The organism is Chitinophaga costaii (assembly GCF_900094705.1).
In the GTDB taxonomy this organism is placed as follows: domain Bacteria; phylum Bacteroidota; class Bacteroidia; order Chitinophagales; family Chitinophagaceae; genus Chitinophaga; species Chitinophaga costaii.
The window spans coordinates 25,036-51,389 of the sequence record NZ_FMAR01000002.1; the positions used below are offsets into that span (position 1 = coordinate 25,036).

Annotated in this window: 22 protein-coding genes and 1 pseudogene; 10 read left to right on the forward strand and 13 right to left on the reverse strand. The window is 46.0% G+C overall.

Translation table 11 applies throughout. The annotated features are described in order from the left end of the window. Positions 1 to 44 precede the first annotated feature (44 nt). From GA0116948_RS03230 to GA0116948_RS03250, 5 genes are all read left to right on the forward strand, one after another. Complete coding sequence (locus tag GA0116948_RS03230; RefSeq protein WP_089709002.1) at positions 45 to 566, forward strand: glutathione peroxidase; 522 nt, start codon at positions 45 to 47, stop codon at positions 564 to 566. 74 nt (positions 567 to 640) lie between these two features. Continuing rightward, the gene (locus tag GA0116948_RS03235) at positions 641 to 1,780 is read left to right on the forward strand and encodes a DNA polymerase III subunit (protein WP_089709004.1); all 1,140 of its coding nucleotides are present in this window, start codon (positions 641 to 643) and stop codon (positions 1,778 to 1,780) included. Between the two features lie 304 nt (positions 1,781 to 2,084). After that, a complete protein-coding gene (gene ricT, locus GA0116948_RS03240; RefSeq protein WP_240619169.1) occupies positions 2,085 to 3,596 on the forward strand; it encodes a PSP1 domain-containing protein in 1,512 nt (503 codons plus the stop codon). 304 nt (positions 3,597 to 3,900) lie between these two features. Next, positions 3,901 to 4,509, forward strand: a complete 609-nt coding sequence (locus GA0116948_RS03245) for a hypothetical protein (RefSeq protein WP_089709007.1) — start codon at positions 3,901 to 3,903, stop codon at positions 4,507 to 4,509. Between the two features lie 89 nt (positions 4,510 to 4,598). After that, the gene (locus tag GA0116948_RS03250) at positions 4,599 to 4,961 is read left to right on the forward strand and encodes a hypothetical protein (RefSeq protein WP_123891740.1); all 363 of its coding nucleotides are present in this window, start codon (positions 4,599 to 4,601) and stop codon (positions 4,959 to 4,961) included. Positions 4,962 to 5,515: 554 nt separating this feature from the next. Here GA0116948_RS03250 and GA0116948_RS03255 read toward each other — a convergent pair. The 6 genes from GA0116948_RS03255 to GA0116948_RS03280 form a co-directional block, all read right to left on the reverse strand. Then, a complete protein-coding gene (locus GA0116948_RS03255) occupies positions 5,516 to 5,980 on the reverse strand; it encodes a DUF1572 family protein (RefSeq protein WP_089709542.1) in 465 nt (154 codons plus the stop codon). 612 nt (positions 5,981 to 6,592) lie between these two features. Continuing rightward, a complete protein-coding gene (gene recA / locus GA0116948_RS03260) occupies positions 6,593 to 7,609 on the reverse strand; it encodes a recombinase RecA (RefSeq protein ID WP_089709011.1) in 1,017 nt (338 codons plus the stop codon). Positions 7,610 to 8,138: 529 nt separating this feature from the next. Further along, positions 8,139 to 8,837, reverse strand: a complete 699-nt coding sequence (locus GA0116948_RS03265) for a hypothetical protein (RefSeq protein ID WP_089709012.1) — start codon at positions 8,835 to 8,837, stop codon at positions 8,139 to 8,141. 53 nt (positions 8,838 to 8,890) lie between these two features. Then, positions 8,891 to 10,378 (reverse strand): RNA polymerase factor sigma-54, encoded by a 1,488-nt coding sequence (gene rpoN / locus GA0116948_RS03270; protein ID WP_089709014.1) that lies wholly within the window; start codon positions 10,376 to 10,378, stop codon positions 8,891 to 8,893. 75 nt (positions 10,379 to 10,453) lie between these two features. Then, complete coding sequence (locus tag GA0116948_RS03275; RefSeq protein WP_089709016.1) at positions 10,454 to 11,074, reverse strand: ribonuclease HII; 621 nt, start codon at positions 11,072 to 11,074, stop codon at positions 10,454 to 10,456. 60 nt (positions 11,075 to 11,134) lie between these two features. Beyond that, positions 11,135 to 11,593, reverse strand: a complete 459-nt coding sequence (locus GA0116948_RS03280; protein WP_123891741.1) for a hypothetical protein — start codon at positions 11,591 to 11,593, stop codon at positions 11,135 to 11,137. A gap of 265 nt (positions 11,594 to 11,858) precedes the next feature. Between GA0116948_RS03280 and GA0116948_RS03285 the strand changes: the two are divergent. Then, positions 11,859 to 13,967 (forward strand): annotated as a pseudogene (locus GA0116948_RS03285) (S46 family peptidase). A gap of 77 nt (positions 13,968 to 14,044) precedes the next feature. On the opposite strand, the gene GA0116948_RS03290 reads toward GA0116948_RS03285, so the two are convergent. Next, positions 14,045 to 15,097 (reverse strand): nucleoid-associated protein, encoded by a 1,053-nt coding sequence (locus GA0116948_RS03290; protein ID WP_089709021.1) that lies wholly within the window; start codon positions 15,095 to 15,097, stop codon positions 14,045 to 14,047. 94 nt (positions 15,098 to 15,191) lie between these two features. Between GA0116948_RS03290 and GA0116948_RS03295 the strand changes: the two genes are divergently transcribed. Continuing rightward, the gene (locus GA0116948_RS03295) at positions 15,192 to 16,094 is read left to right on the forward strand and encodes an SMP-30/gluconolactonase/LRE family protein (protein WP_089709023.1); all 903 of its coding nucleotides are present in this window, start codon (positions 15,192 to 15,194) and stop codon (positions 16,092 to 16,094) included. A 76-nt stretch (positions 16,095 to 16,170) separates the two neighbouring features. On the opposite strand, the gene fabG is transcribed toward GA0116948_RS03295, so the two are convergent. Genes fabG through lptB form a run of 3 tightly spaced genes read right to left on the reverse strand, consistent with a single transcriptional unit; the run spans position 16,171 to position 19,255 of the window. After that, positions 16,171 to 16,920: a 3-oxoacyl-[acyl-carrier-protein] reductase gene (gene fabG / locus GA0116948_RS03300; protein WP_089709025.1), complete on the reverse strand. Its 750-nt coding sequence runs from the start codon at positions 16,918 to 16,920 to the stop codon at positions 16,171 to 16,173. A 43-nt stretch (positions 16,921 to 16,963) separates the two neighbouring features. Further along, positions 16,964 to 18,487, reverse strand: coding sequence for a GH3 auxin-responsive promoter family protein (locus GA0116948_RS03305; RefSeq protein WP_089709027.1), 1,524 nt, complete (start codon positions 18,485 to 18,487; stop codon positions 16,964 to 16,966). Between the two features lie 30 nt (positions 18,488 to 18,517). Further along, positions 18,518 to 19,255, reverse strand: coding sequence for an LPS export ABC transporter ATP-binding protein (gene lptB, locus GA0116948_RS03310; RefSeq protein WP_240619170.1), 738 nt, complete (start codon positions 19,253 to 19,255; stop codon positions 18,518 to 18,520). Between the two features lie 231 nt (positions 19,256 to 19,486). Between lptB and metF the strand changes: the two genes are divergently transcribed. After that, positions 19,487 to 20,449 carry a methylenetetrahydrofolate reductase [NAD(P)H] gene (gene metF / locus GA0116948_RS03315; protein ID WP_089709033.1) on the forward strand — a complete coding sequence of 321 codons (963 nt, stop codon included), beginning with the start codon at positions 19,487 to 19,489 and terminating at the stop codon, positions 20,447 to 20,449. A 92-nt stretch (positions 20,450 to 20,541) separates the two neighbouring features. Here the strand turns inward: metF and GA0116948_RS03320 are convergent, their stop codons facing one another. The 3 genes from GA0116948_RS03320 to GA0116948_RS03330 form a co-directional block, all read right to left on the reverse strand. Then, positions 20,542 to 21,213, reverse strand: a complete 672-nt coding sequence (locus GA0116948_RS03320) for a porin family protein (protein WP_165798389.1) — start codon at positions 21,211 to 21,213, stop codon at positions 20,542 to 20,544. Positions 21,214 to 21,451: 238 nt separating this feature from the next. After that, complete coding sequence (locus tag GA0116948_RS03325) at positions 21,452 to 22,189, reverse strand: porin family protein (RefSeq protein WP_089709037.1); 738 nt, start codon at positions 22,187 to 22,189, stop codon at positions 21,452 to 21,454. Positions 22,190 to 22,368: 179 nt separating this feature from the next. Next, positions 22,369 to 23,763: a TlpA family protein disulfide reductase gene (locus GA0116948_RS03330; protein ID WP_089709038.1), complete on the reverse strand. Its 1,395-nt coding sequence runs from the start codon at positions 23,761 to 23,763 to the stop codon at positions 22,369 to 22,371. A 161-nt stretch (positions 23,764 to 23,924) separates the two neighbouring features. On the opposite strand from GA0116948_RS03330, the gene rlmD reads away from it, so the two are divergent. Further along, the gene (gene rlmD, locus GA0116948_RS03335; protein WP_089709039.1) at positions 23,925 to 25,346 is read left to right on the forward strand and encodes a 23S rRNA (uracil(1939)-C(5))-methyltransferase RlmD; all 1,422 of its coding nucleotides are present in this window, start codon (positions 23,925 to 23,927) and stop codon (positions 25,344 to 25,346) included. A 51-nt stretch (positions 25,347 to 25,397) separates the two neighbouring features. After that, positions 25,398 to 26,189 (forward strand): rhomboid family intramembrane serine protease, encoded by a 792-nt coding sequence (locus GA0116948_RS03340; RefSeq protein WP_165798390.1) that lies wholly within the window; start codon positions 25,398 to 25,400, stop codon positions 26,187 to 26,189. The last annotated feature ends 165 nt before the right edge of the window (positions 26,190 to 26,354 follow it).

Below are 26,354 nucleotides of genomic sequence, written 5' to 3' on the forward strand. Positions count from 1 at the left end.
TCATGTAATGCGCAATTATTCAACAACACCATAAACCGTATTTTATGTTTCGTCTCTTACTGCTTTCCTGCTTCATGTTTCTTGCCTCTGGCAATGTATACGATTTTAAAGTAGATGCCATCGACGGCACCAAGATCAATCTGGCCGATTACAAGGGCAAGAAGATCCTGATCGTGAATACCGCATCGCTTTGCGGCAATACCCCGCAATATGCCGCCCTGGAAGAATTGTATAAAAAATACGCCGGCAAACTGGTGATCATTGGCTTTCCTGCAAATAACTTTGCCCAGCAGGAACCTGGTTCCAATGAGGAAATCCATGCTTTTTGCACCAAGCAATATGCCGTGACTTTTCCCATGGCAGCCAAGATCTCCGTGAAAGGCGCTGACATTCACCCTCTATACAAATGGCTTTATGAGCAAAGTGTGGCCAAACATTTTGAGCCTGCTGCAGTAACCTGGAATTTCCAGAAATACCTGATCGACGAAAAAGGCAATCTTGCGGCGGTATTTGCGCCCAAGACTTTGCCCAACGATCCGGCTGTTATTGCCGCTATCGAAAAATAAAGCTTGCAACATATACTGCTACCGGCGTCCAGAAGACGCCGGTTTTTTTATGCGTTAATCCGTAATTTGCGCCCATGCTTTTTTCCGACATTATAGGCCAGGCCGCAACCAAGCAGCAATTATTGCAATCGGTGCAGCAGAACCGGCTTAGTCATGCGATGATCCTGCTGGGTCCAGAGGGCGCTGGTGGCTTGTCGTTGGCCCTGGCTTTTTCCCAATATGTGGCTTGTGAAAATAAACAGGCCCAAGATGCTTGCGGCATGTGTGCTTCCTGTATAAAGGCGGGTCGTTACATTCACCCCGACATTCACTTTTCCTTTCCAGTGGTACCTCGCAAACCTGGAGACAAACCCATAAGCACCGACTATATGGCCGAGTGGCGGCAGTTTATAACAACAAACCCTTATGGCAATGCTTACGATTGGCTTCAGTTTATTGGGGCTGAAAACAAACAGGGTAATATTACCGCCAATGAATGCAACGATATCATTCACAAACTAAGCCTCAAGAGCTTTGAAAGCGAGTACAAGATACTGGTGATGTGGATGCCAGAATACCTGGGCAATGAAGGCAATCGTTTGCTGAAGCTCATTGAAGAACCGCCTGATAACACCCTGTTTCTACTCGTGGCGGAAAACCAGGAACATATCCTGGCTACCATTTTATCGCGCGTACACCTCATCAAAATAAACCCCCTTTCCAAATCTGAAGTGGTACAAGCCCTGGTAACGCGGGCCCAAGCACCAGAACAAAAAGCACGGCAGATCGCCACAATTACCTCGGGCAACTACCGGGAGGCCGTACACCTGCTCCAGCAAGCGGAAGACGATTATTATGAATTGCTACGCAACTGGCTCAATTTCATCTTCACCGGCAACCGGGTGAACCTGCAAGCCTGGATAGAAAATATTGCCAGCCCTAAAATGGGCCGGGAAAACCAAAAGCAATTCCTCCGGTACTTCATTAACTTGCTGGAACATTCCCTCCGCCTTCAATATATGGACAAAAGCCAGCTAGGTTTTTCGGAGGAGGAAAAGGACTTTGCCGGCAAAATCCAGAAACTTGCTAACCTGGAACAAATGGAACTGATCGCCACAGAACTGGATAACGCTAGCTATCATATAGAAAGGAATGCAAACGCCAAGATTCTTTTCCATGCCCTTTCCATCCGCCTGCAATATATATTTAAGAAGAAGCGCCTGCCTATTGTATGATTTCCCGATACCTTGGCTCCGTTATCACGGAGCGAGGCATGAGCTTGTGTTTAGCGGATATCCGGGCATTTAACTATACAGGCATCCATTTATATTCCCTTATCTTTGTCCTGTCCCTGTCCCGCCTTTTGGTGTTCTGCCCGGAATACCATAAATTGAGGGTTTAGACTGGATTTTTAATATTTGTTAAATTTTAAAATTGACTCATATGGCTTGTGCCGGATGTGGTACGGGTGGAGATGGAAAACCTACAGGATGCAAGAGCAATGGAGGTTGTAGCACGGGAGGATGTAACAGGCTAAACGTGTTTGACTGGTTAGCCGATATTCCACTGAGTGATAGTTTAGCACCATTTGACATTATAGAAGTAAGTTTCAACAACGGTAGCCGCAAAGATTTCTACCGCAACGTTACCAGGCAATTATTGGATAAAGGCGAAATGGTAACGGTAGAAGGCGTCAGCGGTTTCGATGTAGGCATGGTAAGTCTTACCGGGGAATTGGTAAAACTGCAAATGAAAAAGCGTCGCGCAGAAGATACCCCTGAAGTAAAAAAGGTATTGCGCCGGTCGTCTACAGAGGATATGAACCGGATGGAGGATAACAAACGCAGGGAAAAAGAAGCCTTGGTGCGATCCCGTGCCCTGGCCCGCACCCTGGGTTTGGAAATGAAACTTACAGAAGTGGAAATGCAGGCCGATGGCCGCAAAGCCACCTTCTTCTATACTGCAGATGATCGCGTAGACTTTCGTGAACTGATCAAAATCTTCGCTTCTGAATTCAAGGTAAAAGTGGAAATGCGCCAGATCGGCGCCCGGCAGGAAGCCGGTAAAGTAGGCGGCATAGGCAGTTGCGGCCGCGAACTTTGCTGCTCCACCTGGCTCACCGACTTCAAGAGCGTGAACACGACCGCCGCCCGTTACCAAAACTTATCAATTAACCAGGCTAAGCTCAGTGGCCAATGCGGCCGCCTGAAATGCTGCCTGAATTACGAATTGGATACCTATCTCGACGCCCTCAAAGATTTTCCGGAAGATGCCGACATCATTGAAACGGCCAGCGGCCCGGCTACTTTGCAGAAGCGTGACATCTTCAAAAACTTGATGTGGTACTCCTATTCTAATAGTAATAAATTGTACCCACTTACCATTAGCCGCGTTAAGGAAATTCGCCTGATGAACAAACAGGGCCAGAAACCAGACGAACTAAAACCGGTAGAAATAGTCAGCGGTAAAACGCCCAAAGAAGCAGACCTTGGGTTTGTGGACGTGGTGGGCCAGATCAGCCTTCGCTCCCTGGAGAAAAATTCTCAGAAACGCAAACAGAAAGACCGCGATAAACAGCGCCAGCAATCACAAAAAGGTGGGCAACAGTCCAGTGGCAGTGGTAACCGGGAAGGCCGTGAGCAACGTAGTGGCGAAGCCAATCGCGAACAAAAGCAACGCCAGCGTGGGGATAAGCCTAACAATGAAAACAGGGAACCCCGTGGCGAACAACGGGAAGGTCGCGAACCACGTGAAGGCCGTGAGCCACGTGGGCAACATCGCGACGGCCGCAATAGCCCACGTTCAGAAAGAGGCGATGGCCGGGGCAATAATCACCCCCGCAACGAACGTTCGCAGCAGGAACGTGCCCCCAAGGGTGACCGTGTAGATCAAAAGCCAAGGGGAGAAAGACCGCAGCAACCCGCTAGCGGTGCAAATCCTGAAGGTGGCCAAGCTGCACTCCAACAGGGACAAGGCGGAGGTAGCGGCAGAAACCGTGGGCCAAGACACCGGCCAAGACAAGGGCAACAACAGCCTAAAAAAGAAGATTAACATATTTCTGATACCCTATTTCTACCAGGCGTTTCCTTCCGGAAGCGCCTTTTTTTTAACAACTTATTGCAAAACCGTGTAGGGGGCTATTAGAAAATTTAACTGCCTACGCTATCCTATCTAACTAATTGTTTATTAATACCTATATCTGAACGCGCTATCCATTCTGCCGCTTTCAAGTCTATATTCAGCTTAAAAAAACATTATATTTTCTTAATATATTATAATTTATTTGAATAATAGGATATTATATTTAAATTAGCATTCCTATACCTAGCCAAGCTAACCAAACCCATGAAATAATATGGCCGCTTTCTTTGGTGCGCACTTTTCGGGTACTCTATACCGTTTTTGCGACCAGGCGATTAAGACCAAATTCTTCACCATTGCCGGCGTTCCTTTGTTGCCTCAGGGCAGCTATTATCAGACAGGAACCGGAAAGGACATTCCTATGCTACTCAGCGAAAAAAGCGTTTGGGCAGCTTATTCCCGCATTACTATGCCTGTGATAGGCATGTGCCTTTTAATGGCGAATAATATTTATTGCCTGTTATTATTTGCGGCAATTATGGTCAATGCGCTCATTAACTGGTTCAGCTACTTTTACGTAAGCGAACCGGATAAAGCTGCACGACAACTGCTTCAAACAGCTTTCGGCTACAACATGCTACCAGAGCTTCTTCCCCGGCATGTTCAGGTGAAATTGCATAATGAACTTTGTTCTCTTTTCAAACATACATATGGCAATACTGCCAAATGGGAAGACATGGTTAAAAAAGGCCAGCTAGATGAAGCCACCCGTCCCATCCTGTATGCGCTGGCAAGGTATGCCCGCATTTTTAACAATGAATTCCGCTACGATGAACTGTTCAATAAAGTAGCGAAATACCACCAGCCCATCCCCATGCAATAAATCCCATTCCCCCCTGCGTGCAACAAGGGCTTACATGCCCTGTCTATCATCTATCACAAATTTTCTATCCTTAGTTTAAACGGTTTGCTATGATTATAGCACCATTATTTATATTAAGTTGCCATATGGGCGGGCTTCAAAGGCTGGCGCAAACCTGCCATATTATGCTTCCCGGTGGGGCTCCTGTTGATTATTTGGCCGTAGAACTATCATATAACCACTCACTTGGCATTGCAATTTTAATTAAGACTGTACATGGACAAACGAACCATTATCCTGATAAACCTGATTGGTGTGCTGAGCCTATGTTTTATCTTGTGAGGGCCTATGTGGTGCAATTTGCGTGGCATGAATTTCCTTGCCCGCTCTACCTGTTACAGCGTAAATGTGTGATGGGTGTTGCTTTCGGACTAATGTTGAACTTACGTAATGGGATAAAATCTAAGCATTAAGCCATTTCCATATTAAGTGGCCTCGTAGGCGCGGGTATAGTCAGGCGACAGATTCTTTTACACATTGTACCAGGAAGCGGTACTCCCTGGTATGGTGATCCAATAGGAGGGATCCATCTTTATACCTGGAGCTTATTCATTTTATTGGCAGCTATTACAAGTATAGCACTTTTATTATTTGCCGATAAATAATTGGATGATACGGCCAACGTTTCCTGTTATGTGCCAAGGGGCATGGTAAATACCATCCCGACTGCTTGCTGGCTGCTGGTTATTTCAGCGTATCCGGCTTTGTGATCGCCTTCCTGGAATGTGGATTCGGGCCTTGCCTGGAAGATCCGGTCCAATATCAGGTACTACAGCGCAAATTCTTTTAAGCCAATAATTACTGAAATGCAATGCTAACCAAGCAACCTTCCTGTGAATTACAGAACGTTGCTCTGCAACTTTTGCAACTGCTCACGGTGCCGTTACAAAGTGTTGCTACATACTTATCATTCCTTCCCTTCCTTAAATAATTGCCTCCTGTAAAAACTGCCCTTGTGCAGCCTTCATTATGCATTCAGCACCTCCGTTTCATCCAGCAGGCGGCGGTGATAATTTACCTGCCCCAGATGATAACTTAGGTGTGTGGTTAGGTGTATTAGGAAGTAGGCTATACTCACAGCCTCCCCGTTTAACGTACCGGGGAAATTTTCCTTCCAGGTATTCTCCGGAATGTTAGGCAATGTCCGATCAATAACAACAATGGCATCATCAATACTTGAAAGCAGCGTAGTACGGGGAATATTTTTTAGGGAGAATTCCAGTTCCCGATGGCGGATATAGCCGCTCTTACCGAGTACACTGCCAATATAGTTGTTAAGGTTGCCTACAAGGTGAAGGCATAAATTGCCTGCGGAGTTAAGAATATTTTTGTCAATGCGCCATATATTGTGCTCATCCTGATATTGGAGCAATTCATTTTTCAGGCGCTCCAGATCTCTGCGGAACAATGGGGCCAAGATATCTGCTAACATAAAAAACATTTAGTAAATGGTAAAATAAAGATACTTTATCCAGGTAGAGCCGCATAATATACAGCCTTACCCGGAAAAAAAACTCCCCACCTGAAAACAGGCAGGGATGATTAAATTACTAACTAACCCAATGCTTACATTAATAAGCGAAATATATCTGAAACTGCCATAGTTCAGGATTTCAGACCAACGGCATATTCGTTTTCCTGTTAATAACCAGACAAAGTCAATGACCAGCATCAATTATTATATGGTGCAATCAGATGTACAAGATTTGACTTTATCACCAACATCAATTATTGCCTCGCGCAATTAGTTGGTAAAGTTTTTATTTGTTTCTCACCAATATCAATTATTGCCTGCGGTAATAGGTGGGCATGAGGTGCCTTATTTAAGGCCCGTACCATATATTGTTTGGCCTAATTAGATGCACATATTGTTGCTTTTGGATGTAGATTCAAAAGCCCTGATAAAAATTGCACGCACACACTTCTCATCTGCGAATAATTAACATTCACACAGGCAACATTTACACAGGCAAATTTTAATGAAAATTTACCGGGGGTGGTCAAGCAAAGCAATTGTTGATGCCGCCCTCGGCATAGAAAGCATTTAGGCTTCGGCAGCAGCCTGCATTTCCAGGCGCTTGGCTTTGATTTTGGCTTCGATTTCTGCAGCAAGTCCTGGATTGTCTCCCAATAACTGTTTTACAGCATCGCGACCCTGACCCAGTTTGTTGCTGTCATAGCTGAACCAGCTACCGCTTTTCTGCACAATACCAAACTCAACACCCATGTCAATGATCTCGCCATTTTTTGAAATGCCATGACCGAAGATAATATCAAACTCTGCCTGGCGGAAGGGAGGAGCTACTTTATTTTTCACCACTTTCACTTTAACCCGGTTACCCACGGCTTCGTCACCATCTTTAATCTGGGTCATGCGACGAATATCGAGGCGTACCGATGCGTAGAATTTAAGGGCGTTACCACCGGTCGTTGTTTCGGGGTTGCCGAACATTACGCCGATCTTTTCACGAAGCTGGTTAATGAAAATGCAGCAGCAATTAGTTTTAGAGATTGTGGCCGTGAGCTTACGCAGCGCCTGCGACATCAAACGTGCTTGGAGGCCCATTTTGCTTTCTCCCATTTCACCTTCCAACTCACCTTTGGGCACCAGGGCGGCTACGGAGTCTATTACCACTACGTCTACCGCACCAGACAGGATCAGTCGATCGGCTATTTCAAGGGCTTGCTCACCGTGGTCGGGCTGGGAGATCAGGAGCGAATCTACATCTACGCCCAGACGCTGGGCATAAGAACTGTCAAATGCATGTTCCGCATCGATAATGGCGCAAATACCCCCTTTCTTCTGCGCTTCTGCGATCGTATGGATAGCCAGGGTAGTCTTACCTGAAGACTCAGGGCCATATATTTCTACGATTCTTCCTTTAGGTAAACCGCCGATACCGAGTGCTATGTCCAGGCCCAATGAACCGGTGGAAATAAACTCCATTGGCTCGGCACCTCTTTCTCCCATCATCATTACAGACCCCTTACCAAAATCTTTTTCGATTTTATCCATGGTAAGGCGGAGGGCCTTTAATTTTTCTGCATTGGCTGTAGACATTGTAAGTAAGTTTAGTAATTATAAATTCAATGGTACGCTAAGGTAGGTAGCAATTTTGATTTATCCTAAAATAATTAGCAATTTTACTAAAATAACTAGTAGGATGTTTTCCCGTTGCCGCGTTTCCCCGCTGATAACATTACAAAGATGCAGGGTTAATACGCAAGGGATGTGCGTAGAGGGTAAAAAGTTTTAAAAAATATTTTATGTATGATTAACAAACTGAAAATTAACCAGATATGAAATATACCTTTTGGAAGCTACCCGGGCAGTAGTTCTACTGAATTGCAAAAAACAGGTATTTATACGCTTGATAACAACCCGGAAAACCCTGAGTTTTGTATAGTGCTGGAGAAAAAAGTGAAAGAAGATATAACGAAGCGGCCTTTCTCCATTCGTAACCCCGGTTTCTACATTTATTTTAGGCACTACACCATTATGGCCTTTCTTCTTGCAAGGAAAAGACCTCGCTTTTCGTGCGCTACACCCATCAACCGGATTTTACACCAGTTTTGTTAACCCTGTTTGTTTACCCAATAATTCCATAAGCCATTACCTGCGATAAAATACCTACTGCTATTCCTAAGTACACCTCAAAAGGGGAGTGAGCATTCAATATCATCCGGCAGGTACACACCAGGCCCGTTATCAAAAAGGTAATCAGCAATGGTAGCGTTACATTCACCTGTAGCCCCCACATGAGTGTGAGCAAAAAGCCGATCACGCCCCCCCAGCCTACGGTATGCATACTGATCTTCACGAAAATATTGGCTAAAAAAGCCAGGATAATGGCGATGAAAATGCCCAGGAAAAACACATTGAAGAATGGTGCAGCCTGCCCTTCCCGTTTAAAAGTATAGAACGCCCAGAAATAAAAAATCATGGTGCTCAGGTAAGGAATAATCCGGTCTTGCTGTGAGCGCAAATGTATACTGGGTAAAAATCCCAGCGCCTTACTCAGCAGCACCACCAGTAGCGGGAATAGTAAACTGATGCTCACCACGCGGAAGTAAAAGATATCGTAATCAAAATGTTTGCTAAGGTTGCGGAAAGTGGCAAAATATTCCGGCATGGACCATACCAGCAAAATAGTCACCGCGGTGGGAATGAAGAGCGGATGGAATACGTAAGAAACGGCTTGCGCAAAGGCCCTGGTGGCTGGTGGAAAAGAAGGCGCCGAGGTGTATACCGTTGGCTGGCCCTGCGCAAAACTGTTATGGTCCGTCATAAAAATTTAGTTGGTGATGAGGCCGCGAAGATACGATCTCTCCGGGCTTTGGCCTACAGCTCTTTACGCAGGCGGGCCACCGGGATGTTCAACTGCTCGCGGTATTTGGCTACTGTGCGGCGGGCAATGTTATAGCCTTTATCCTGCAGCATTTTTGTTAAGTTTTCATCACTCAGCGGCTTACGTTTATGCTCACCGGCAATGAGGTCTGAAAGAATCTTTTTTACCTCGCGGGTAGATACTTCCTCTCCGCTGTCGGTAGACAAAGATTCCGAGAAGAAGAATTTGAGGCGGAAGGTGCCGAACTCTGTTTGTACATATTTACTATTGGCCACGCGGCTCACGGTGGAAATATCGAGGGAGGTAATGTCGGCGATATCTTTCAGGATCATTGGGCGCATGGAGGTTTCGTCGCCGGTAATGAAGAAATCGTGCTGATAGTTCATGATAGCTTCCATGGTGGAGAGCAGGGTGTGCTGGCGCTGTTTAATGGCATCGATAAACCATTTGGCTGCATCTATTTTTTGTTTGATGAACAGCACTGCCTCTTTTTGGCGCCGATCTTTTTTGTCGCCGCGATCGTACTCTTTCAGCATTTCCCGGTAACCTTCTGAAATGCGCAGGTCTGGTGCGTTTTTAGAGTTCAGGGTAAGCTCTAGTTTGCCACTATTGTTGAAGATGAAGAAGTCTGGCAGCACATAACTTTCGGCCTTATTCATGTTTGAATAATTGCCGCCAGGCTTGGGATTTAGGCGTATAATCTGACTGATGGATTCTTTGAGGTCTTCATCATTCAGGTTCAGCGATTTCTGTATTTTCTCGTAGTGTTTTTTGGTAAATTCGTCGAAATAATTGCCCAGGATGGAAATGGCGGTGATCACGCCGGGATCGTCCTGGTTTTTACGATGTAACTGTAGCAGCAAGCACTCTTTCAGATCTGCGCAACACACGCCTGCAGGATCAAATTCCTGGATTTTTTTGATCAATATGCGGATCTCGTCTTCGTCGGTATCGATATTTTGCGAAAAGGAAAGGTCGTCTACGATGGCGCTGATTTCGCGGCGCAGATAGCCGTCGTCATCAATGCTACCGATGATCTGCTCGGCAATGGCAGACTGCCGCTCTTCCAGTTCCAGCATGCCCAACTGCTCCAGCAAATGCTCATGAAAAGAGGTTTCTACCTTTACCGGGATCGTTTTGTTTTCATCCTGTTCGGGATAATTATCATTGCGCAGTTTGTAATCGGCGATGTCGTCGTCGCCATCGCTTACATACTCAGAGATGTCGATGTTGTCGTATTCATTTTCGCTGCCATCTGGTTCAAACTCTTCTTCGCCATTTTCTTCAAATTCTTCAGGCGCGTCTTTAAATTCATCTTCATGCTGTTCGTCCTCACCATACTCCAGAGCTGGATTTTCTTCCAGCTCCTCCTTTATGCGCTCTTCCAGGTTGACAGTCGGTACCTGCAACAGTTTCATTAGCTGAATCTGTTGGGGTGACAACTTTTGTAATAATTTTTGTTGCTGGGTTTGTTTTAACATAATCTCTTTCTAACGACAATATTAACAACTAGATATCTTTTCATGGTAACCGTTGCTGTTTGGGCCGTTAAAGGCTTACATTCCGGTATCGTTTATTTCAAAATCAAGTTCTGGCTGGTCGTAGTTCAAACGGAACGACTTGCGGTGGTAGCGGGTTTCACCGTGTTCCCGGAGGGCATTTCGATGTACCAGGGTACCATACCCCTTATTTTCGTGCCATCCGAACTGTGGGTGTTCCAGGTGCAGGGCCTGCATGTAAGCATCGCGGTAAGTTTTGGCCAGGACCGATGCGGCGGCGATAGCGGTATATAGACCATCTCCCCGTATAATGCAGGCGTGCGGCACATTCCGGTACGGAGTAAAACGGTTGCCATCTACCAATACGAGAGCCGGCTGTTGCTGTAACTTATCCAGGGCCAGGTGCATGGCTTTAAAAGATGCTTTCAGAATATTGATTCGATCTATCTCCTCATTATCAACACTGGCTACTGCGTAACAAATGGCTTTGGCTTCAATAACTTGTCTTACTTCTTCCCGGTGTGCAGGTTTCATTTGTTTGGAATCGTTGAGCAGGGGGTGTTTAAACCGGGGAGGCAAAATAACTGCCGCCGCAAACACCGGCCCTGCCAGGCAACCCCTGCCGGCTTCATCGCAGCCAGCTTCTATAACTCCTTTCTGATAATACGATTTCAGCAATTTCAGTGTGTTTCTGTAAAAGTAAAATTACAAAAATCACCTACAGGAACAGCAGTTCTTTTATTTATCCTTTTTTGTACTGTCCTGGTCGGAAAATGTTTCCCGGATGCCCTGTTTAATGCGGTCCCAGGCCCGGTTACTTTTAGTTAACAACAAATTTGCTCCTGTTTTAGTTTCCTCCCATTTGTCGCCGCTACTCTGTTGCACATCGTCTATTTTACGGGAAAGGACATCATGCCAGTGCTGTAGTTTTTGTTTAGTATCGGCGGTTTTTGCAGCACCATCTTCTTTCAGGTCTCCCATTTTTTTATCAACCTTATCCAGCTGCTCCTGTAAAGCGGCCTTCACACTGTCTTTTTGCATGGCAAGATAATCGCCAGTGTTCTGGGCAGCTGATTTCAGGTTTTGTCCTGCTTTTTCCACATTTTCTTTCGCCTTTTCCTTTTGCTCTTGCTGGGCTTTGTTTTCCTGACAGGCAAATAATAGCACTGAGAGGACTAATAATAAACTCTTCTTCATAGTATTAAGCAGTAATTGAATCACGTACGTATATAATAAATTTTTATTCGTTGAAATTAGTGTTACCCGCGCGTTTATAGGCAAATGGCATTCCAAAAAGCTGCGCCTGCTATTATTTCTTCAATTTACATTACTTGCCCTTGCTACCAACGAGATATCCACGAAAAAAAGTAGTTTGCCTCCATAAAAAATCCCCATCATGAAGAAAATTTTATCCCTATTACTCCTCCTGCTGGCTGCACAGATTGTCCGCGCAGATGAAGGTATGTGGCTGCCCTACCTTTTAGAACAACAAACCTACAACGATATGGTGAAACGTGGGCTGAAACTCACCAAGGAACAATTATATAGCATTAACAAAGCTTCCATTAAAGACGCCGTGATCATCTTCGGCGGTGGCTGCACCGGAGAGATCGTGAGCAATGAAGGCCTCATCTTCACCAATCACCATTGCGGTTATAGCGCTGTGGCGGCGGCCAGCACCATGGAGCATAATTACCTTAAAGATGGTTTTTATGCACAGAGCAAACAACAGGAAATCCCTTCCAAAAATTTATCCATTCAGTTCCTAGTTCGCGTGGAAGATGTAACGGCGCAAATGAACGAGGTTCTCAAGGACCTGAGTGGTGCACAACGCACGGATGCCCAGCAAAAAAAAGCCTCCGAATTGGTTACCAAGGCTACAGAAGGCACCGGTTATGAAGCGCTGGTAAGCCCACAGTTTAAGGGCAACCAATTTCTGTTATTCGTGTATGAACGTTTTAAAGACATCCGGCTGGTAGGCGTTCCGGCAGAAAGCATCGGTAAGTTTGGCGGCGATACGGACAACTGGGAATGGCCCCGCCACACTGGCGACTTTTCCGTGTTCCGCGTATACACCGATAAAAATGGCAAACCCGCCGACTATAGTGCCGACAACATCCCCATGAAACCAAAATACTTCCTCCCGGTATCTACCAAGGGTGTTAAGGAAGGCGATTATGCCATGATCTTCGGATTTCCCTGAGGAACCAATCGCTATGAAACATCATTCGGCGTGAACCTGAAAACCACCACCGAAAATCCTGCCATTGTAAACCTGCGCGATGTGCGCCTGAAGGCGATGTTAGCGCAGATGAAAAAAGACCCGGCTGTACGTTTAAAACTAGCTTCCTACTATGCCGGCGTTGCCAACTATTGGAAATTTTATGACGGCGAAAGCAAGCAACTGCTGAAATACAATGTGGAAAGCCAGAAGAAAAAACAGGAGGCTGCCTTTAATCAATGGGCGCAGGACAAACCAGCATATGCCCATATATTTTCCGATTACGCCAAGGCATACGATGAATGGAAGCCCTACGTGAAGCAGCGCGTGTACATAGGGGAAGGTATCCTAGGTTCGCCCCTGGCGGCATTTGCGGCCAACCTGATGTTGCTTGAACGCGCCCTTACTACAACTGGTGCGCCGGCAGACGCACTGCCCAAAGCCCTCGTCACCGTTGGGGAGGCTCGCAAAACTTTACTGGAAAGTGAAGACCGCCCCAGCGATCAGGAAATAATTGCGGCTACCGCCCACCTGTTTTACACGGATATCCCCAAGGATCAGCAGCCCATTGGTTTCTTCGAAAACATACGCAGCAAATTCGGTGATCTCAATGACAACAATACCTGGCGTATATGGGCCGCCGCTCTTATGAACAATACTTTTATCCTGAACGATAAAAAGTGGAATGATTTCGTTGCCCATCCCGACGCTGTAACCCTGCAACAAGATCCGGCCTTTGCCTATGCAGATGCTTTCCTTAAAAATTATTACAGTAAGTACCAACCCATTTTTGCCCTGTTTACTTCCCGTAATCAGGACCTGGGCCGCGCCTACTTAAAAGGTGTGATGGAAATGGAACCGAACAAACAACGTTATCCCGATGCCACATCCACGATGCGTGTTACATACGGCAACGTAAAGGCTTACAGTCCACGCGATGCCGTGCACTATGACTATGCCTGCACCATGGCGGGCGTGATGGAAAAATATGTGCCGGGCGATTATGAATTTGATTTACCATCCGACTTAATAGACCTGTATAAAAAGAAGGATTTCGGCCCTTACAAAGACGCGGAGCACAATGATATGGTGGTATGTTTTATTACCACCAACGATATTACCGGCGGCAATTCCGGTTCTCCCGTATTGAATGGTAATGGAGAGCTGATCGGGCTGGCCTTCGATGGCAATTATGAGGCGCTCAGCCATAAGATCCAGTTTGATCCGGTGTACAACCGCACCATCTGTGTGGATGTACGCTATGTGCTGTGGTGCATTGATAAACTCGGCGGCGCCAAAAACCTGATCAATGAGCTAAAATTAAGTGGGGGCGCTGTAGTTAAGAAATAGCCTTCCCTCTAATCTATAACAAAGCCCGGAGATTTCGTAGGTACGAAGTTCCGGGCTTTGTTGATTATTTTGCGGTATCAGGCCTCGCTATCGAAGAATAATTTGTAGTAGTGCATATTCATTTGGTCATCGAATCCCCGCTCTACCATTTCCCGGTTGCCGTGAATGTAAATGTGAAAATTTTTATCAAGTTTAATGACTGATTTGAACACTTTGCTTTGTTTCTTCACCGCTGCGTTAGAAATGTCGAAATTATCGGGAAAAGCCTCCTGGTTTTCCCTTTCAAAATGATCGCGGTAAGATTTAAAAGATTCAATGGCCTCGGGATGGCCCAGTACCTCTTCCGCAAATTCCTCTATCTGGAAATGATCTTTCTCTTTGAAATAGGCCGCAGATTTGTTCAGCAAATCTGCCTGGTCCATGCGGTTCAGTTCAAACTCGGTAGGTAGTTTATTATGGATAAACTGCTTGCACATATTCACCATATTTTCCGTCTGGTGATAGCTGTCGGCCCGGCGCTGCACTTGCAGGAAGGCGTCTTTCCAGTACACGGCTTCATTTTGTTTGCTGATGCTATCTACCACGCTCACCTTAAAACCCTCTTCCGCTTCGATGTTAAATACCAGGCAGCCCTTATCCAATTTGGATATATTGATACCATCGTCATGGTTTACCTGGTAATTTTCGTCCTGGAGATATACTTTAAGGTAGGTATCGCGATTTTCAGACTTAAAGATGCCCACGGCTTCTACCTCCTCCCCGTCTACCTGGCATTTGCTGAAATGAACAATGTATAACTCTCCACCTTTTATTTTGGGGTGGGTACTATGCTTATACAAGTGTTTGGCAATGTTCACCGATTGCTCCTGGAAGGTTTCCCGGTCTTCAAAAATGCGGCGGCAGTATTGATACACCTCATTTAAATTCAGGTCTGCCTCGTGAGTGAAGCGAAAAAATTCTGCGTTGTTGGTAAACGGCTGAATAAAATAACTAAGCAGCAGGTTACTGATGGTCTCGTCTTCCAGTGCCAGGGGGCTTTGGGAAAATACGAGGGATTCTTCCTTGGAAGCGTTGCCTACCTTGTGAATTGTGAGCTTTTCAAGATCGTGTATATCGGAAACATGAATCATATGAACTATTTAATATTGCGCCCAGGCCGCCTGGGCTGCAAAAGTATCACCATTTTGCTTATTTTGATGGCTGTAAAAAACGCAACGAGAAACTATGAAAAAGGTATCACCATTGCTGCTTGCCGCCTTGCTTTGTGTGGGCGCGGCGCGTTCGCAAAAGCTTACGGACGACTTTAACCAGGCCCACGACCTGACGGCAGAAAATATGTTCAGCAAAAATATTGAAGGGCCGAACTTCGACAAATCAGGTAATTTTTACGTGGTAAACTTTGAAAAAGATGGCACCATAGGCAAGATCAACCCGAAAGATGGCAAGGGTAAAGTATTTCTCACCCTGCCCGACAGTAGTATTGCCAACGGCATTCACTTCGACAGCAAGGGCCTCATGTATCTCCCGGATTTTGTGGGCCACAACGTGCTTACCGTAGACATGCGCACCAAAAAGGTTAGTGTGTACTTGCACAACGACGAATTTAATCAACCCAATGATCTGTGCTTCATGAAAAATGATATCTTCTTTGCCTCCGATCCCAATTGGAAAGATAATACCGGCCAGATCTGGCGCATAGAAAAGGGGGAAGCCACCCTGGTGGCCAAGGATATGGGTACTACCAACGGGATAGAATTAAGCCCCGATGAAAAGACACTGTATGTAAATGAAAGCATACAACGTAAAGTCTGGAAGTTTGAGGTAGACAAAAAAGGCAACTTGTATCATAAAACGCTCTTCTACCAATTCACCGACGGCGGTATGGACGGTATGAAGTGCGATAAAAATGGCAACCTGTATATATGTCGCTGGGGCAATGGAGAGATTGTAGTACTTTCTCCCACAGGTAAATTATTCAACACCATCCAATTGCGGGGTAAGCAATGCAGCAACCTGGTTTTTGGGGGACGCGATGGCCAAACGATTTATGTAACCCTGCAAGACCGTAAATGCATAGAAACGGTGCGGGTAGCTATTCCTGGCAAGAAATGGGTGAAACCGGAATAAGGAATTAATAAAAGAAAATACAAAGGGTGTATCGTGCAAAACGGTACACCCTTTTTTATGATAGTCTGTTTTAACACTAGATGTTAAGTCCCCCACACACACTCAGTACCTGCCCGGTGAGGTAGGCGCCCATGTTGCTGGCCAGGAACAGGCAACTGTTTGCAATATCTTCAGCCGTACCGAAGCGTCCCAAGGGAATTTTCTCCATGTAGCTACTCTGGCCTTCACCATCTTTGAGGTAGTGGGTCATATCGGTTTCTACGAATCCGGGGGCAATGGCGTTGCAACGGATATTGCGGCTGCCCAGCTCTTTTGCTACGGACTTAGTGAAACCAATGATGCCGGCCTTAGAAGCGGCGTAGCTGCTCTGACCTGCATTGCCCTGGATGCCGATAATGGAACTCATGTTAATGATAACCCCACTGCGGGCTTTCATCATAGGACGGATTACCTGTTTGGTCATATTGAAAACGCTTTTCAAGTTAATGTCCATTACTTCGTCCCACTGTTCAGGACTCATGCGCAGCAGCAAATTATCTTTAGAAATACCGGCGTTGTTCACGCAGATATCAATGGCGTTAAAATCTTTGAGTACTTCCGTGACCAGCGTTTCGCATTCAGCGTAAATACCTGCATTTGATTTATAAGCCTTCGCTTTAACACCAAATGCTTGCAGCTTTTGTTCCAGGGCCTTAGCCTTTTCATCGGAGCTTACATAGGTGAACGCCACGTGGGCGCCATGCTCCGCGAATTTCAAGACAATGCCTTCTCCGATACCCCGGCTGGCGCCCGTTACAATTGCTACTTTGTTCTCCAATAATTTCATAATAATTCGTGTAGTTATAGGTTATAGCCACCCGCTCCCGGAGCTATTGTTGCTGTGAAAATGTAAGTATTTCTTCTACAAAATTTCGTTCATTATTCAGTCTTGGCACTTTGTGTTGGCCACCTAGTTTGCCTTTGCTCTTCAGCCATTCGGTAAAGGTGCCTTCTTTCATGACATGTACTAGCGGTGCAGATAAAGCTATGTTTTTATAACGCTTCGCTTCGTAGTCGGAATTATGTTGCTTCAGTGTGTTGTCTAGTACTTCAAGGAAATGATCCAGGCTATCGGGCGGATTGGCGAATTCTATCAACCATTCGTGGCCTCCATTTTTGCCTTCGGAAAAATACACGGGCGCTGCCGTATAATCGTTCACGACAGCGCCGGTAGCTTCGCTGGCAGCGGCAATAGCCTGGTCTGAATTGTCTACAATCAGTTCTTCCCCGAAAGCGTTGATGAAAGATTTGGTGCGCCCGCTTACTTTAATGCGGTAAGGAGAGAGCGAAACAAACTGGATGGTATCGCCTACCAGGTAGCGCCACAAGCCGCCATTGGTACTAATAATAAGGGCATAATTTTTACCGGTTTCTACCTCGTTCAATTGCAAGGTGCGGGGTTCCGGTAGGCCATATTCTTCCATGGGCATGAACTCGTAAAAAATGCCATGGTTCAGGAATAATAGCAGGCCCTCTTCACCAATCAGGTCTTGGGCGGCAAAAAAGCCTTCTGAGGCATTGTACGTTTCCTGATAATACATACCAGGTTTGCGGATCACCCTTTTAAACTGCTCCCGGTAAGGTTTAAAACTCACCCCCCCGTGCATGTACAATTCTATGTTGGGCCACACGTCGGCTAGGTTGTCTGTGCCGGTGAGTTCAAAGATACGTTTGATCAATACCAGCGTCCAGGTAGGAACGCCGGCGATGGAAGTTACATTTTCATGAATCACGGCATTGGCCATGCGTTCTATCTTCTCCTCCCATTCGTCCATCAAGGCGATAGACAGGTCTGGTGTGCGGATCATATTGCCGTAAAAGGGCATGTTCTGTAGCATCACGGCGCTCAGGTCGCCATAATAAGAATCGCTGCTGGAGGAAAGTTTGTTTACCTGGTGGCTGCCTCCGATCACAAGCGACTTGCCGGTGAGCACGTCGGATTCGGGGAAATTATTATAAAACAGGGAAAGCACATCCCTACCGGCCCGGTAGTGGCATTCATCAAGGCTTTCCACGGTTACTGGAATAAATTTGCTCTTATCGGCCGTGGTGCCGCTGGACTTGGCAAACCACTTGATCGGGGTATTCCACAAAATGTTTTGCTGACCTTCCATCACACGCTGGATGTAAGGTTTAATGGTATCATAGGTGTGGATAGGAACGCGCTGCTTGTATTCCTCTATTTTATAAATATTGGAGAAACCATAATGCTTACCGAATTCGGTGTATTGGGCGGCGCTGATAAGATTTTGAAATACCTGCTGCTGTACTTGCAACGGGTACTGCATAAAATACTCTATGCGTCCCATCCGCAATCTTGCAAGTTGTGACAAGGCAGGACTTAATATTCTCATAAAGGATACAAGTGATAGATTGAAATGTCTTTATTGCTGTCTGGCGGCTTCGTCAAGATAGTTCTTACGATGCAGCACAAAGTTGTGGCCAAGATACACTTTTCTTACCTGTTCATCGCCCGCCAGTTCCTCGGCAGTGCCGGATTTCAGGATTTTACCTTCGAAAAGCAGGTAAGCGCGATCGGTGATGGAAAGTGTTTCCTGCACATTATGATCGGTGATCAGAATACCGATGTTCTTGTATTTCAGCTTAGCTACGATGGCTTGGATATCTTCCACCGCAATGGGGTCAATGCCCGCGAAGGGTTCATCCAGCAAAATGAACTTCGGATCTACGGCCAGTGCCCGGGCGATCTCCGTACGGCGGCGTTCCCCCCCGCTCAGCACATCGCCAGGGCTTTTGCGAACATGGGTAAGGTGAAACTCTTCCAGCAGGCTTTCCAATTTCTCCTTTTGTTCGTTTTTTTTCAATTGGGTCATTTCCAGTACGGCCGCAATATTATCTTCCACACTAAGTTTACGGAATACGGAAGCCTCCTGAGGTAAATAGCCGATTCCCATCTGGGCCCGTTTGTACATGGGCAGTTTGGTAATATTCAGCGTATCCAGGTACACATTGCCCTCATCGGGCTTTATAAGTCCCACCACCATGTAAAATGTGGTGGTTTTGCCAGCGCCATTAGGCCCTAACAAACCAACGATCTCACCTTGCTCCACCTCTACGGATACGTGGTTCACCACGGTGCGGGCACCGTATATTTTAACCAATTGATCTGTATGAATTTTAAGTCCCATATGTTCAAACTCAGCAAAAATAAGAAATAAGTTGAAAGTTAGCCTGGTAAGTCCGCGCCGGAAGGGACTTTCGGCCTATAACCCCCTGTGGCTAGGGGCTTTAACCCCTTGTAAATTTATGGGCGAACGGGTTTAGCTTGAAAAAAGGTAGAGATATACTATTTTTGTTCGCGTTTCATATAAACGTCCCCTTATACATGCATCATGAAAATTACTGAACATATTGCCAATGCCGCTCAATCCCGGCAAACACTGGTTTCTTTTGAGATATTACCGCCGCTGAAAGGTAAGAGCATTGAATCTACATACGAACACCTTGATCCGCTGATGGAGTTTAAGCCACCTTATGTAAATGTGACTTATCACCGCAGCGAGCATATGTTTAAGAAGCGCCCGGACGGTTCTTTTGAAAAGGTGGAGATCCGCAAGCGCCCCGGCACCGTGGGAATTTGTGCGGCCCTCATGAACCATTATAAAATAGACGCAGTTCCCCACCTTATCTGTGGTGGCTTTACCCGCGAGGAAACGGAAAATGCGCTTATTGACTTAGCTTATCTGGGAGTGGACAATGTGCTGGTGTTGCGCGGCGATGCCCCTAAAAATGAAAGTTTTTTTGAAGCAGAGCCAGGAGGACACCGGTATGCAATTGATCTTTTGGAACAGGTGGCTAACATGAATAATGGCATATACCTCGAAAAAGACTTGCAAGGCGGAGTAAAGACCAAATTTTGCATTGGCGTAGCGGGCTACCCTGAGAAACATGCAGAAGCCCCTAACTTGCAATCTGACCTGGCTTATTTAAAGAAAAAAGTGGATGCAGGCGCGGAATACGTGGTTACCCAAATGTTTTTTGATAATCAAAAATATTTTGATTTCGTGAAACGCTGCCGAGAAGCGGGTATCAACATCCCTATTATCCCAGGCCTGAAGCCGCTTACCAGCAAGAAACAACTAAACCTGCTGCCCCCCATTTTTAATGTAGACATCCCTACCGAACTGGCCAGCGAAATGATGAAAGCCAAATCAGATAAGGATGCCGAACAGATAGGCACTGAGTGGCTGATTAATCAGTCTAAGGAATTGAAGAAATTTGGCGTGCCAGTATTGCACTATTACACCCTGGGTAAATCTATAGTAGTGCGTAATGTGGTAGCAGCTATTTCCTAATTATTAATTTATTCCTTCCTATAAAAGCGGGTACGTCTATAACAGATACACCCGCTTTCATTTAGTCCAAATTTTTGTTGGAAATCCGCTGGTCAATAATCTTCCCGGTTAAAAAAGAATCCCACACTTATTCCGACATAACGGTTTTTTACCGTTCCAAAATAAGAACGGTTAATATCGGTAAGCCCCAGGCTATAGTTAGCGCCCAACACAATACAACTATTAAATTCCACATTGATCATACCATTTAGCCCAAAGTCCCAGGGACGTAGGTTTACGGCGGCATCGTCGCTGCCATAACGATCACTAAAGTGTACCTTTTTGGTGTACCCCGTATTTTTATTACCATCGTTGAGTGTATAGCCGTAACGGCCATATATGCCGTGGGCTACGTAAGGACCTACCCCAAAAGCCAGTTGCCCAAAAGAAACCGGCACTTTGTAAACAAAATTAACGGGTATCTCCACATAGTCCAGGACAAGCTTTTGCCCCTCACCAATGGCTACACTATTCATTTCCTTTGGTCCAATAAACGTGGCACCCTTGCGTAAATAAGTAATATCCGGCTGTAGGTAAATGTGTGGAACTCCTAAAGGAATATTTAACATCATTTCCCCATGCCATGCCGTAAGACCACCACTATGGGGGCTTTTACCATCTGCTGTATTATTAATTTTCAAATCAGAAAAAGTATATCCACCCTTAAAACCAATACTTACCTGCGCAAAAGTGCTTACATACAGAAAGGTCAGGACACATGACATTAGAGCAATCTTATTCATACAATTTCGGGGACTGGTAAGAAATTAGGATTTGATTTACCTGCGCATATATTTACGATGCTATTTGTTTTACAGTTCATCCCGGAAATAAATAGGGCTGCCTTAAGAAGGTCAGCCCTATTAGAAATAATATATAGATAAATTATTGCCAATCTAACATTAGCCGGCAAGACTATATATCAACAAAAAAATCGTACTGCGTTATATTATTCTTTACAGCTTAAAACAGGTAACCTACGGAAACGCGGAATACACGGTTTTTGCCACTGTCATTACGTTGGTCATCTGAGCCACTGTAAATCTTGTTAAAGCCAAGCCCATATTCGGCAGATACCAGCACTCCGGAAAACTCGAAGCCCACCATGAGGTTACCACCCCAATCGAAACGTTTATATTTATCGTAACCTTGATTAGAATCGCCGGTGTTTAGCGGGGAATCATCGTCCCATTTGATCGATGTAGATCCGCTGGTAGTAATATCTGCCAGGGTGGATTTCCACTTGTTTTTACCAGCTACGCCAAAAGCCACATAGGGGCCTAAGCCTACGAAAAAGTTATTTTTATCATCGCCCAATGGTACTTTCATCACAAAGTTTATGGGTACTTCAATATACTGTGGATTTGTGGTGAATTTATAATACGGGTCTGTGACAGAGCCTCTATTTCCACTTTCTACCTTAGCACCTTTGCTGCTGTAGAAAACACCTGGTTGCAAAGACAAAATGGGAGACAATGGAAGATCTACTATCACACCTGCATTCCAGGCTGCGAGCGACTTGTCTTTGTCCGAAGACCCATTGTTACTATTAGAAATGTTGGCGAGGCTAAAACCGCCTTTAATACCAAACCGAACATGTGTTGGGGCTTCTTCGGATGTAGAGGTAGTAGTTGTGGATTGTGCAAAAGATGCTCCCGCAATAACCAGTGCACCCACAGTAAACATGATCTTTTTAATCATAACCTACGTTGTTTTTGATGAGTTTGTTTAGAATAGTTTGTTTGAAAACCTGCAACCAAAGACTATGCCAACGAAAAATTGTTCTTCAAAAACCGCCACTGTAAAGGATTTGAATGAAAATGCCCCCGTTCTACACATGAGGTAGTTCCGGGGGCATTTCTTACATTATGTAGAAATTTTTATTTATTCGCCGCACTATGTTTTATAAAATCATCAAGTTGTTCTACACCTAAACGTTTAGCGAGAATCTTTTTATTCTCGTCTAACAGGTATACCAACGGTGTGGAATATACGTCGTACAGATGATGATAATTGGTTTTATTCTCCGGGTCGTAGGCTTGTACCCAGGCTGGGGAAATTTTATTGGTTTGGAGAAATTCTTTCCACTGATCCAAAGTACCATCTGTTTTCACCCCAAACATGGTAACCCCCATTTTCTGCCAACTGGCGCGGTAGGCGGAATCCAGGCGGGGAACTTCTATTTTGCAGTGGCCACAGGTCGGATCCCAGAATACAAGCACTGTAAATTTGGATTTAGTAGTGTAGAGCGATACGGGTTTGTTGTCTGTTGTTTTTAATTCCAGGGGTGCCGCCCTTTGCCCGATGAGGTTTGGTGCGATAGCGTAAGCCCGGGCAACGATCTTGTTTAACTGTTCATCGGTAAGCCAGTAGGCATCGCCTGGCACGTAATATTTTTCTACCAGGTAAACAAACACGGCGTCCATGCCCATGTACTGGGACGATTCATAATTGTAGGTAAGCCACCACAGCACAAACTTAAACATCTCTTTGTCCTTGCGGGTTTTGGCAATCACTTCGTCGCAGGCAGCGTTGATAGAGTCGGGGTAGCCAGGCACCAGGGTGGCAAAGTACTGCTGCAACTTATTTTCCAGCACGGGGGTACGCACCAGGCGGCCATCGCTGAAATCGGTGCCATCAAAAAAGTGAGCGCGGGTGTAGCGGTAAGGAAAGGTGGAGTCTTCGCCAGGTGGGGTGGGTGGCACCACCACTTCCTGCATGACGCGAAATATGCTGGCCAGCAGGCTTTGGGGATGTTTGGCTACCAGATCTTCCCGGTAGGCCTGTATTTTTTTACTGAAAGCCTGCTGCCTGGTGCGCACCGCAGCTGTATCGGCGGCAGTGCGTGCGGAAGCCCTGGCTGCCTGGATAGCATTGCCTTCCACGGCCTCTGAAGCCAAAAAATGATTATATCCCAGGAACAGTTCATTGTCTGGAGAGTTCTTGTAAGCGGCTTTGCCAGTGAGATCACTGGTATCTGAACTTACGGAGAAGGTTTGTTGCTTATCTACCAACATTTCAAAAAACGACCGTTTATCGGGCATTACCACCAGGTAAATGCCTCCTAGCAGGGCTTCCTTGCCCTGGAAAACGGCGGTACCATCAGGCCCAATCTGAGCAGAGTCTGCCAGGTAAGTACCCTTTCCCATGTAGTGGCCCAGGAATAAGCGGCCCTCCTTCAGTGGTTTTATCTGAACGGTGATATGGTAGCCCTGTGCTTGCAGGGTGGGCCGCAGAAACAATACGGCTATGAGAAGCAAAATGAGTTTATGCATAGGGTAATATGGAATATAACTATGTAAAAATAATTGATTACGTGTAAATATGAATCGTTAATTGTTAAACGGTGAGTTACAAGCTATCCAGGATACCTTACCTTGTATAATTTGGCCAAACACTCGTTGGCACTCCCTCCTAAAATATTACCTTTGCAGGCGTGAAGAAAAAAAATGTAGTGCTGGAGTTGGTTCCGGTAAGCGGTTACGCCGCCGAAGGCAAGGCCCTAGCCAAAATAGACGGCAAAGTAATTTTCATTGAGGGTGGTGTAGTGCCGGGCGATGTGGTGGATGTACGGCTTAATAAGAATAAAAAGGACTGGGCAGAAGGCAAGGCCATTCACATTCACACCTATTCCCCCACCCGTACTGAGCCATTTTGCGAGCATTTTGGCACCTGCGGCGGCTGTAAGTGGCAGATGCTACCCTATGCGGAACAACTTAAATATAAGGCCCAGCAAGTGGAGGATCACCTAACCCGCATTGGCAAAATGGCCCTGCCGCCCATTGCTCCCATCCTGGGTGGCGAGCGCACACGGCACTACCGCAACAAACTGGAATTTACCTTTAGCAACCGCGCCTATCTTACACAGCAGGAGGTAAATGAGCTTCCCGAGGAAGGCGGTATTCCCCAACGCAACGCTTTGGGCTTTCATATTCCCCGCCTGTTCGACAAAGTGCTGGACATTAATACCTGCTATCTGCAGGACGAGCCCGTGAACCTTATCCGCAACAGCATCCGCGCCTATGCACTGGAACACGACCTTTCTTTTTACGATATCCGCTCCCAAACGGGTTGGCTGCGCAACCTGGTGGTACGTATCTGTACCACGGGTGAGGTAATGGTAAACCTGATCATTCATCATGAAGACAAGGCCGCCCGCACCGCCCTGTTAGACTATTTGCTATCGGTAGTACCCAGCATTACCACCCTGCTGTATACCATTAACCCTAAAAAGAATGATACCATTTATGACCTGGAGCCAAAGGTCTATCACGGAAAGGGTTACATTACTGAAAAGCTAGAAGACTTCACTTTCAAAATAGGTCCCAAATCCTTTTTCCAAACCAATAGCTACCAGGGCGAACGGCTGTACCAGGTTACCCGTGACTATGCCGGCCTTACAGGCACCGAAACTGTATATGACCTGTATTGCGGCACCGGCAGCATCGGTATTTTTGTGTCCAAACTGGCCAAAAAGATTGTTGGGATAGAACTAGTAAAAGAAGCCATCGACGATGCCATTGAAAATGCGCGGAACAATGGCGTGCAGAATGCCGCCTTCTTCGCCGGTGATGTAATAGACATCTGCAATGACGCATTTTTTGCCCACCATGGCGCTCCCGATGTAATTATCACCGATCCACCACGCGCAGGCATGCACGAAAAGCTGGTACAAAAACTGCTTGAGATAGCCGCTCCCCGGATTGTATACGTAAGCTGTAATCCCGCTACACAAGCCAGAGACTTGGCTTTGCTGGATGCAAAATATACCGTAGAACGTATACAACCCGTAGATATGTTCCCGCATACCCACCACATCGAAAACGTGGTGCTGCTGCAACGAAGGCCCAATATTTAACGACTAATGCGCTACTGAATAATGACTGTTACAAAGCCCAAAAATTTCTTTTTGACGACCCCCATCGTCATCAAAAACCTTATCATCATCAATGGGCTGGTTTTTCTGGCGCAAGTATCGTTGCGCAACAGTTTGGGCCCCTGGATAGATGACCACCTCGCCCTGCATTACTGGGGTTCAGAACTATTCCGGCCTTACCAGTTTCTCACGCATTTATTCATGCACGAATCGCTGCTGCACCTACTTAACAACCTGCTTACATTATGGTTATTTGGCAGCCTGCTGGAAAAATTGTGGGGTCCGAAACGCTTCCTGATTTTTTACTTGCTCTGCGGCATGGGTGCCGCCGCGCTGTATATGGGCGTGCAAAACTACCAAAATCTGCACCTCCAGCGCGATGCCCAGCAGTTCCTGGATCAGCCCAACTATAAAAATTTTGTAACCCTGGACAATCGATATGACCTCTCTTCTGGCGATTATGTGTACGATGAAACCAAAGACCGTCTAGCCCGCTTTCCACACGACCCGGAGGTGATTTTTACTACCAAAGAGTTTATTAGGCAGTTTGTAGACAGCTATACCAACACTTACGTGCTGGGCGCTTCCGGCGCGGTGTTTGGCATTTTGTTCGCCTTTGGGTTTTTATTTCCCAATGCCGTGGTATGGCCTCTGCCCTGGCGGGCTAAGTATGTGATAGGCGCTTATATTTTATTGGAACTGGTGCTGGGTTTCCACCATGTACCAGGCGACAACGTAGCCCATTTTGCTCACTTGAGCGGCGTACTGATCAGCTACATCTTACTAAAGGCTTGGGCCAAGAGCGGCCGGTCTAATTATCACTAATGTTTACGGGCGTGCCATTCCTTGTGCGGAGGTAACAAGAAAACTTTTAGGGTATCGCCCATTACCCTTCCTTGCAAAGGCTCACCGCCTGGAAATACTGCCGCAAGTGGGGTTAAAATATGGATCAGGGAGAATGGAATCCGTTTGTTCCGTACTTTTGCAGAG

Bases quoted from the DNA above. Each gene is read 5' to 3' on its own strand.
- GA0116948_RS03290 (WP_089709021.1), bottom strand. From the start codon at position 15,097: ATGATTCATGTTTCCGATATACACGATCTTGAAAAGCTCACAATTCAC.
- GA0116948_RS03235 (WP_089709004.1), top strand. From the start codon at position 641: ATGCTTTTTTCCGACATTATAGGCCAGGCCGCAACCAAGCAGCAATTA.
- GA0116948_RS03280 (WP_123891741.1), bottom strand. From the start codon at position 11,593: ATGAAGAAGAGTTTATTATTAGTCCTCTCAGTGCTATTATTTGCCTGT.
- GA0116948_RS03305 (WP_089709027.1), bottom strand. From the start codon at position 18,487: ATGAGAATATTAAGTCCTGCCTTGTCACAACTTGCAAGATTGCGGATG.
- fabG (WP_089709025.1), bottom strand. From the start codon at position 16,920: ATGAAATTATTGGAGAACAAAGTAGCAATTGTAACGGGCGCCAGCCGG.
- rpoN (WP_089709014.1), bottom strand. From the start codon at position 10,378: ATGTTAAAACAAACCCAGCAACAAAAATTATTACAAAAGTTGTCACCC.
- GA0116948_RS03325 (WP_089709037.1), bottom strand. From the start codon at position 22,189: ATGATTAAAAAGATCATGTTTACTGTGGGTGCACTGGTTATTGCGGGA.
- recA (WP_089709011.1), bottom strand. From the start codon at position 7,609: ATGTCTACAGCCAATGCAGAAAAATTAAAGGCCCTCCGCCTTACCATG.
- GA0116948_RS03255 (WP_089709542.1), bottom strand. From the start codon at position 5,980: ATGTTAGCAGATATCTTGGCCCCATTGTTCCGCAGAGATCTGGAGCGC.
- GA0116948_RS03265 (WP_089709012.1), bottom strand. From the start codon at position 8,837: ATGACGGACCATAACAGTTTTGCGCAGGGCCAGCCAACGGTATACACC.
- GA0116948_RS03250 (WP_123891740.1), top strand. From the start codon at position 4,599: ATGATTATAGCACCATTATTTATATTAAGTTGCCATATGGGCGGGCTT.
- GA0116948_RS03230 (WP_089709002.1), top strand. From the start codon at position 45: ATGTTTCGTCTCTTACTGCTTTCCTGCTTCATGTTTCTTGCCTCTGGC.
- GA0116948_RS03320 (WP_165798389.1), bottom strand. From the start codon at position 21,213: ATGTCATGTGTCCTGACCTTTCTGTATGTAAGCACTTTTGCGCAGGTA.
- metF (WP_089709033.1), top strand. From the start codon at position 19,487: ATGAAAATTACTGAACATATTGCCAATGCCGCTCAATCCCGGCAAACA.
- GA0116948_RS03245 (WP_089709007.1), top strand. From the start codon at position 3,901: ATGGCCGCTTTCTTTGGTGCGCACTTTTCGGGTACTCTATACCGTTTT.
- GA0116948_RS03330 (WP_089709038.1), bottom strand. From the start codon at position 23,763: ATGCATAAACTCATTTTGCTTCTCATAGCCGTATTGTTTCTGCGGCCC.
- GA0116948_RS03295 (WP_089709023.1), top strand. From the start codon at position 15,192: ATGAAAAAGGTATCACCATTGCTGCTTGCCGCCTTGCTTTGTGTGGGC.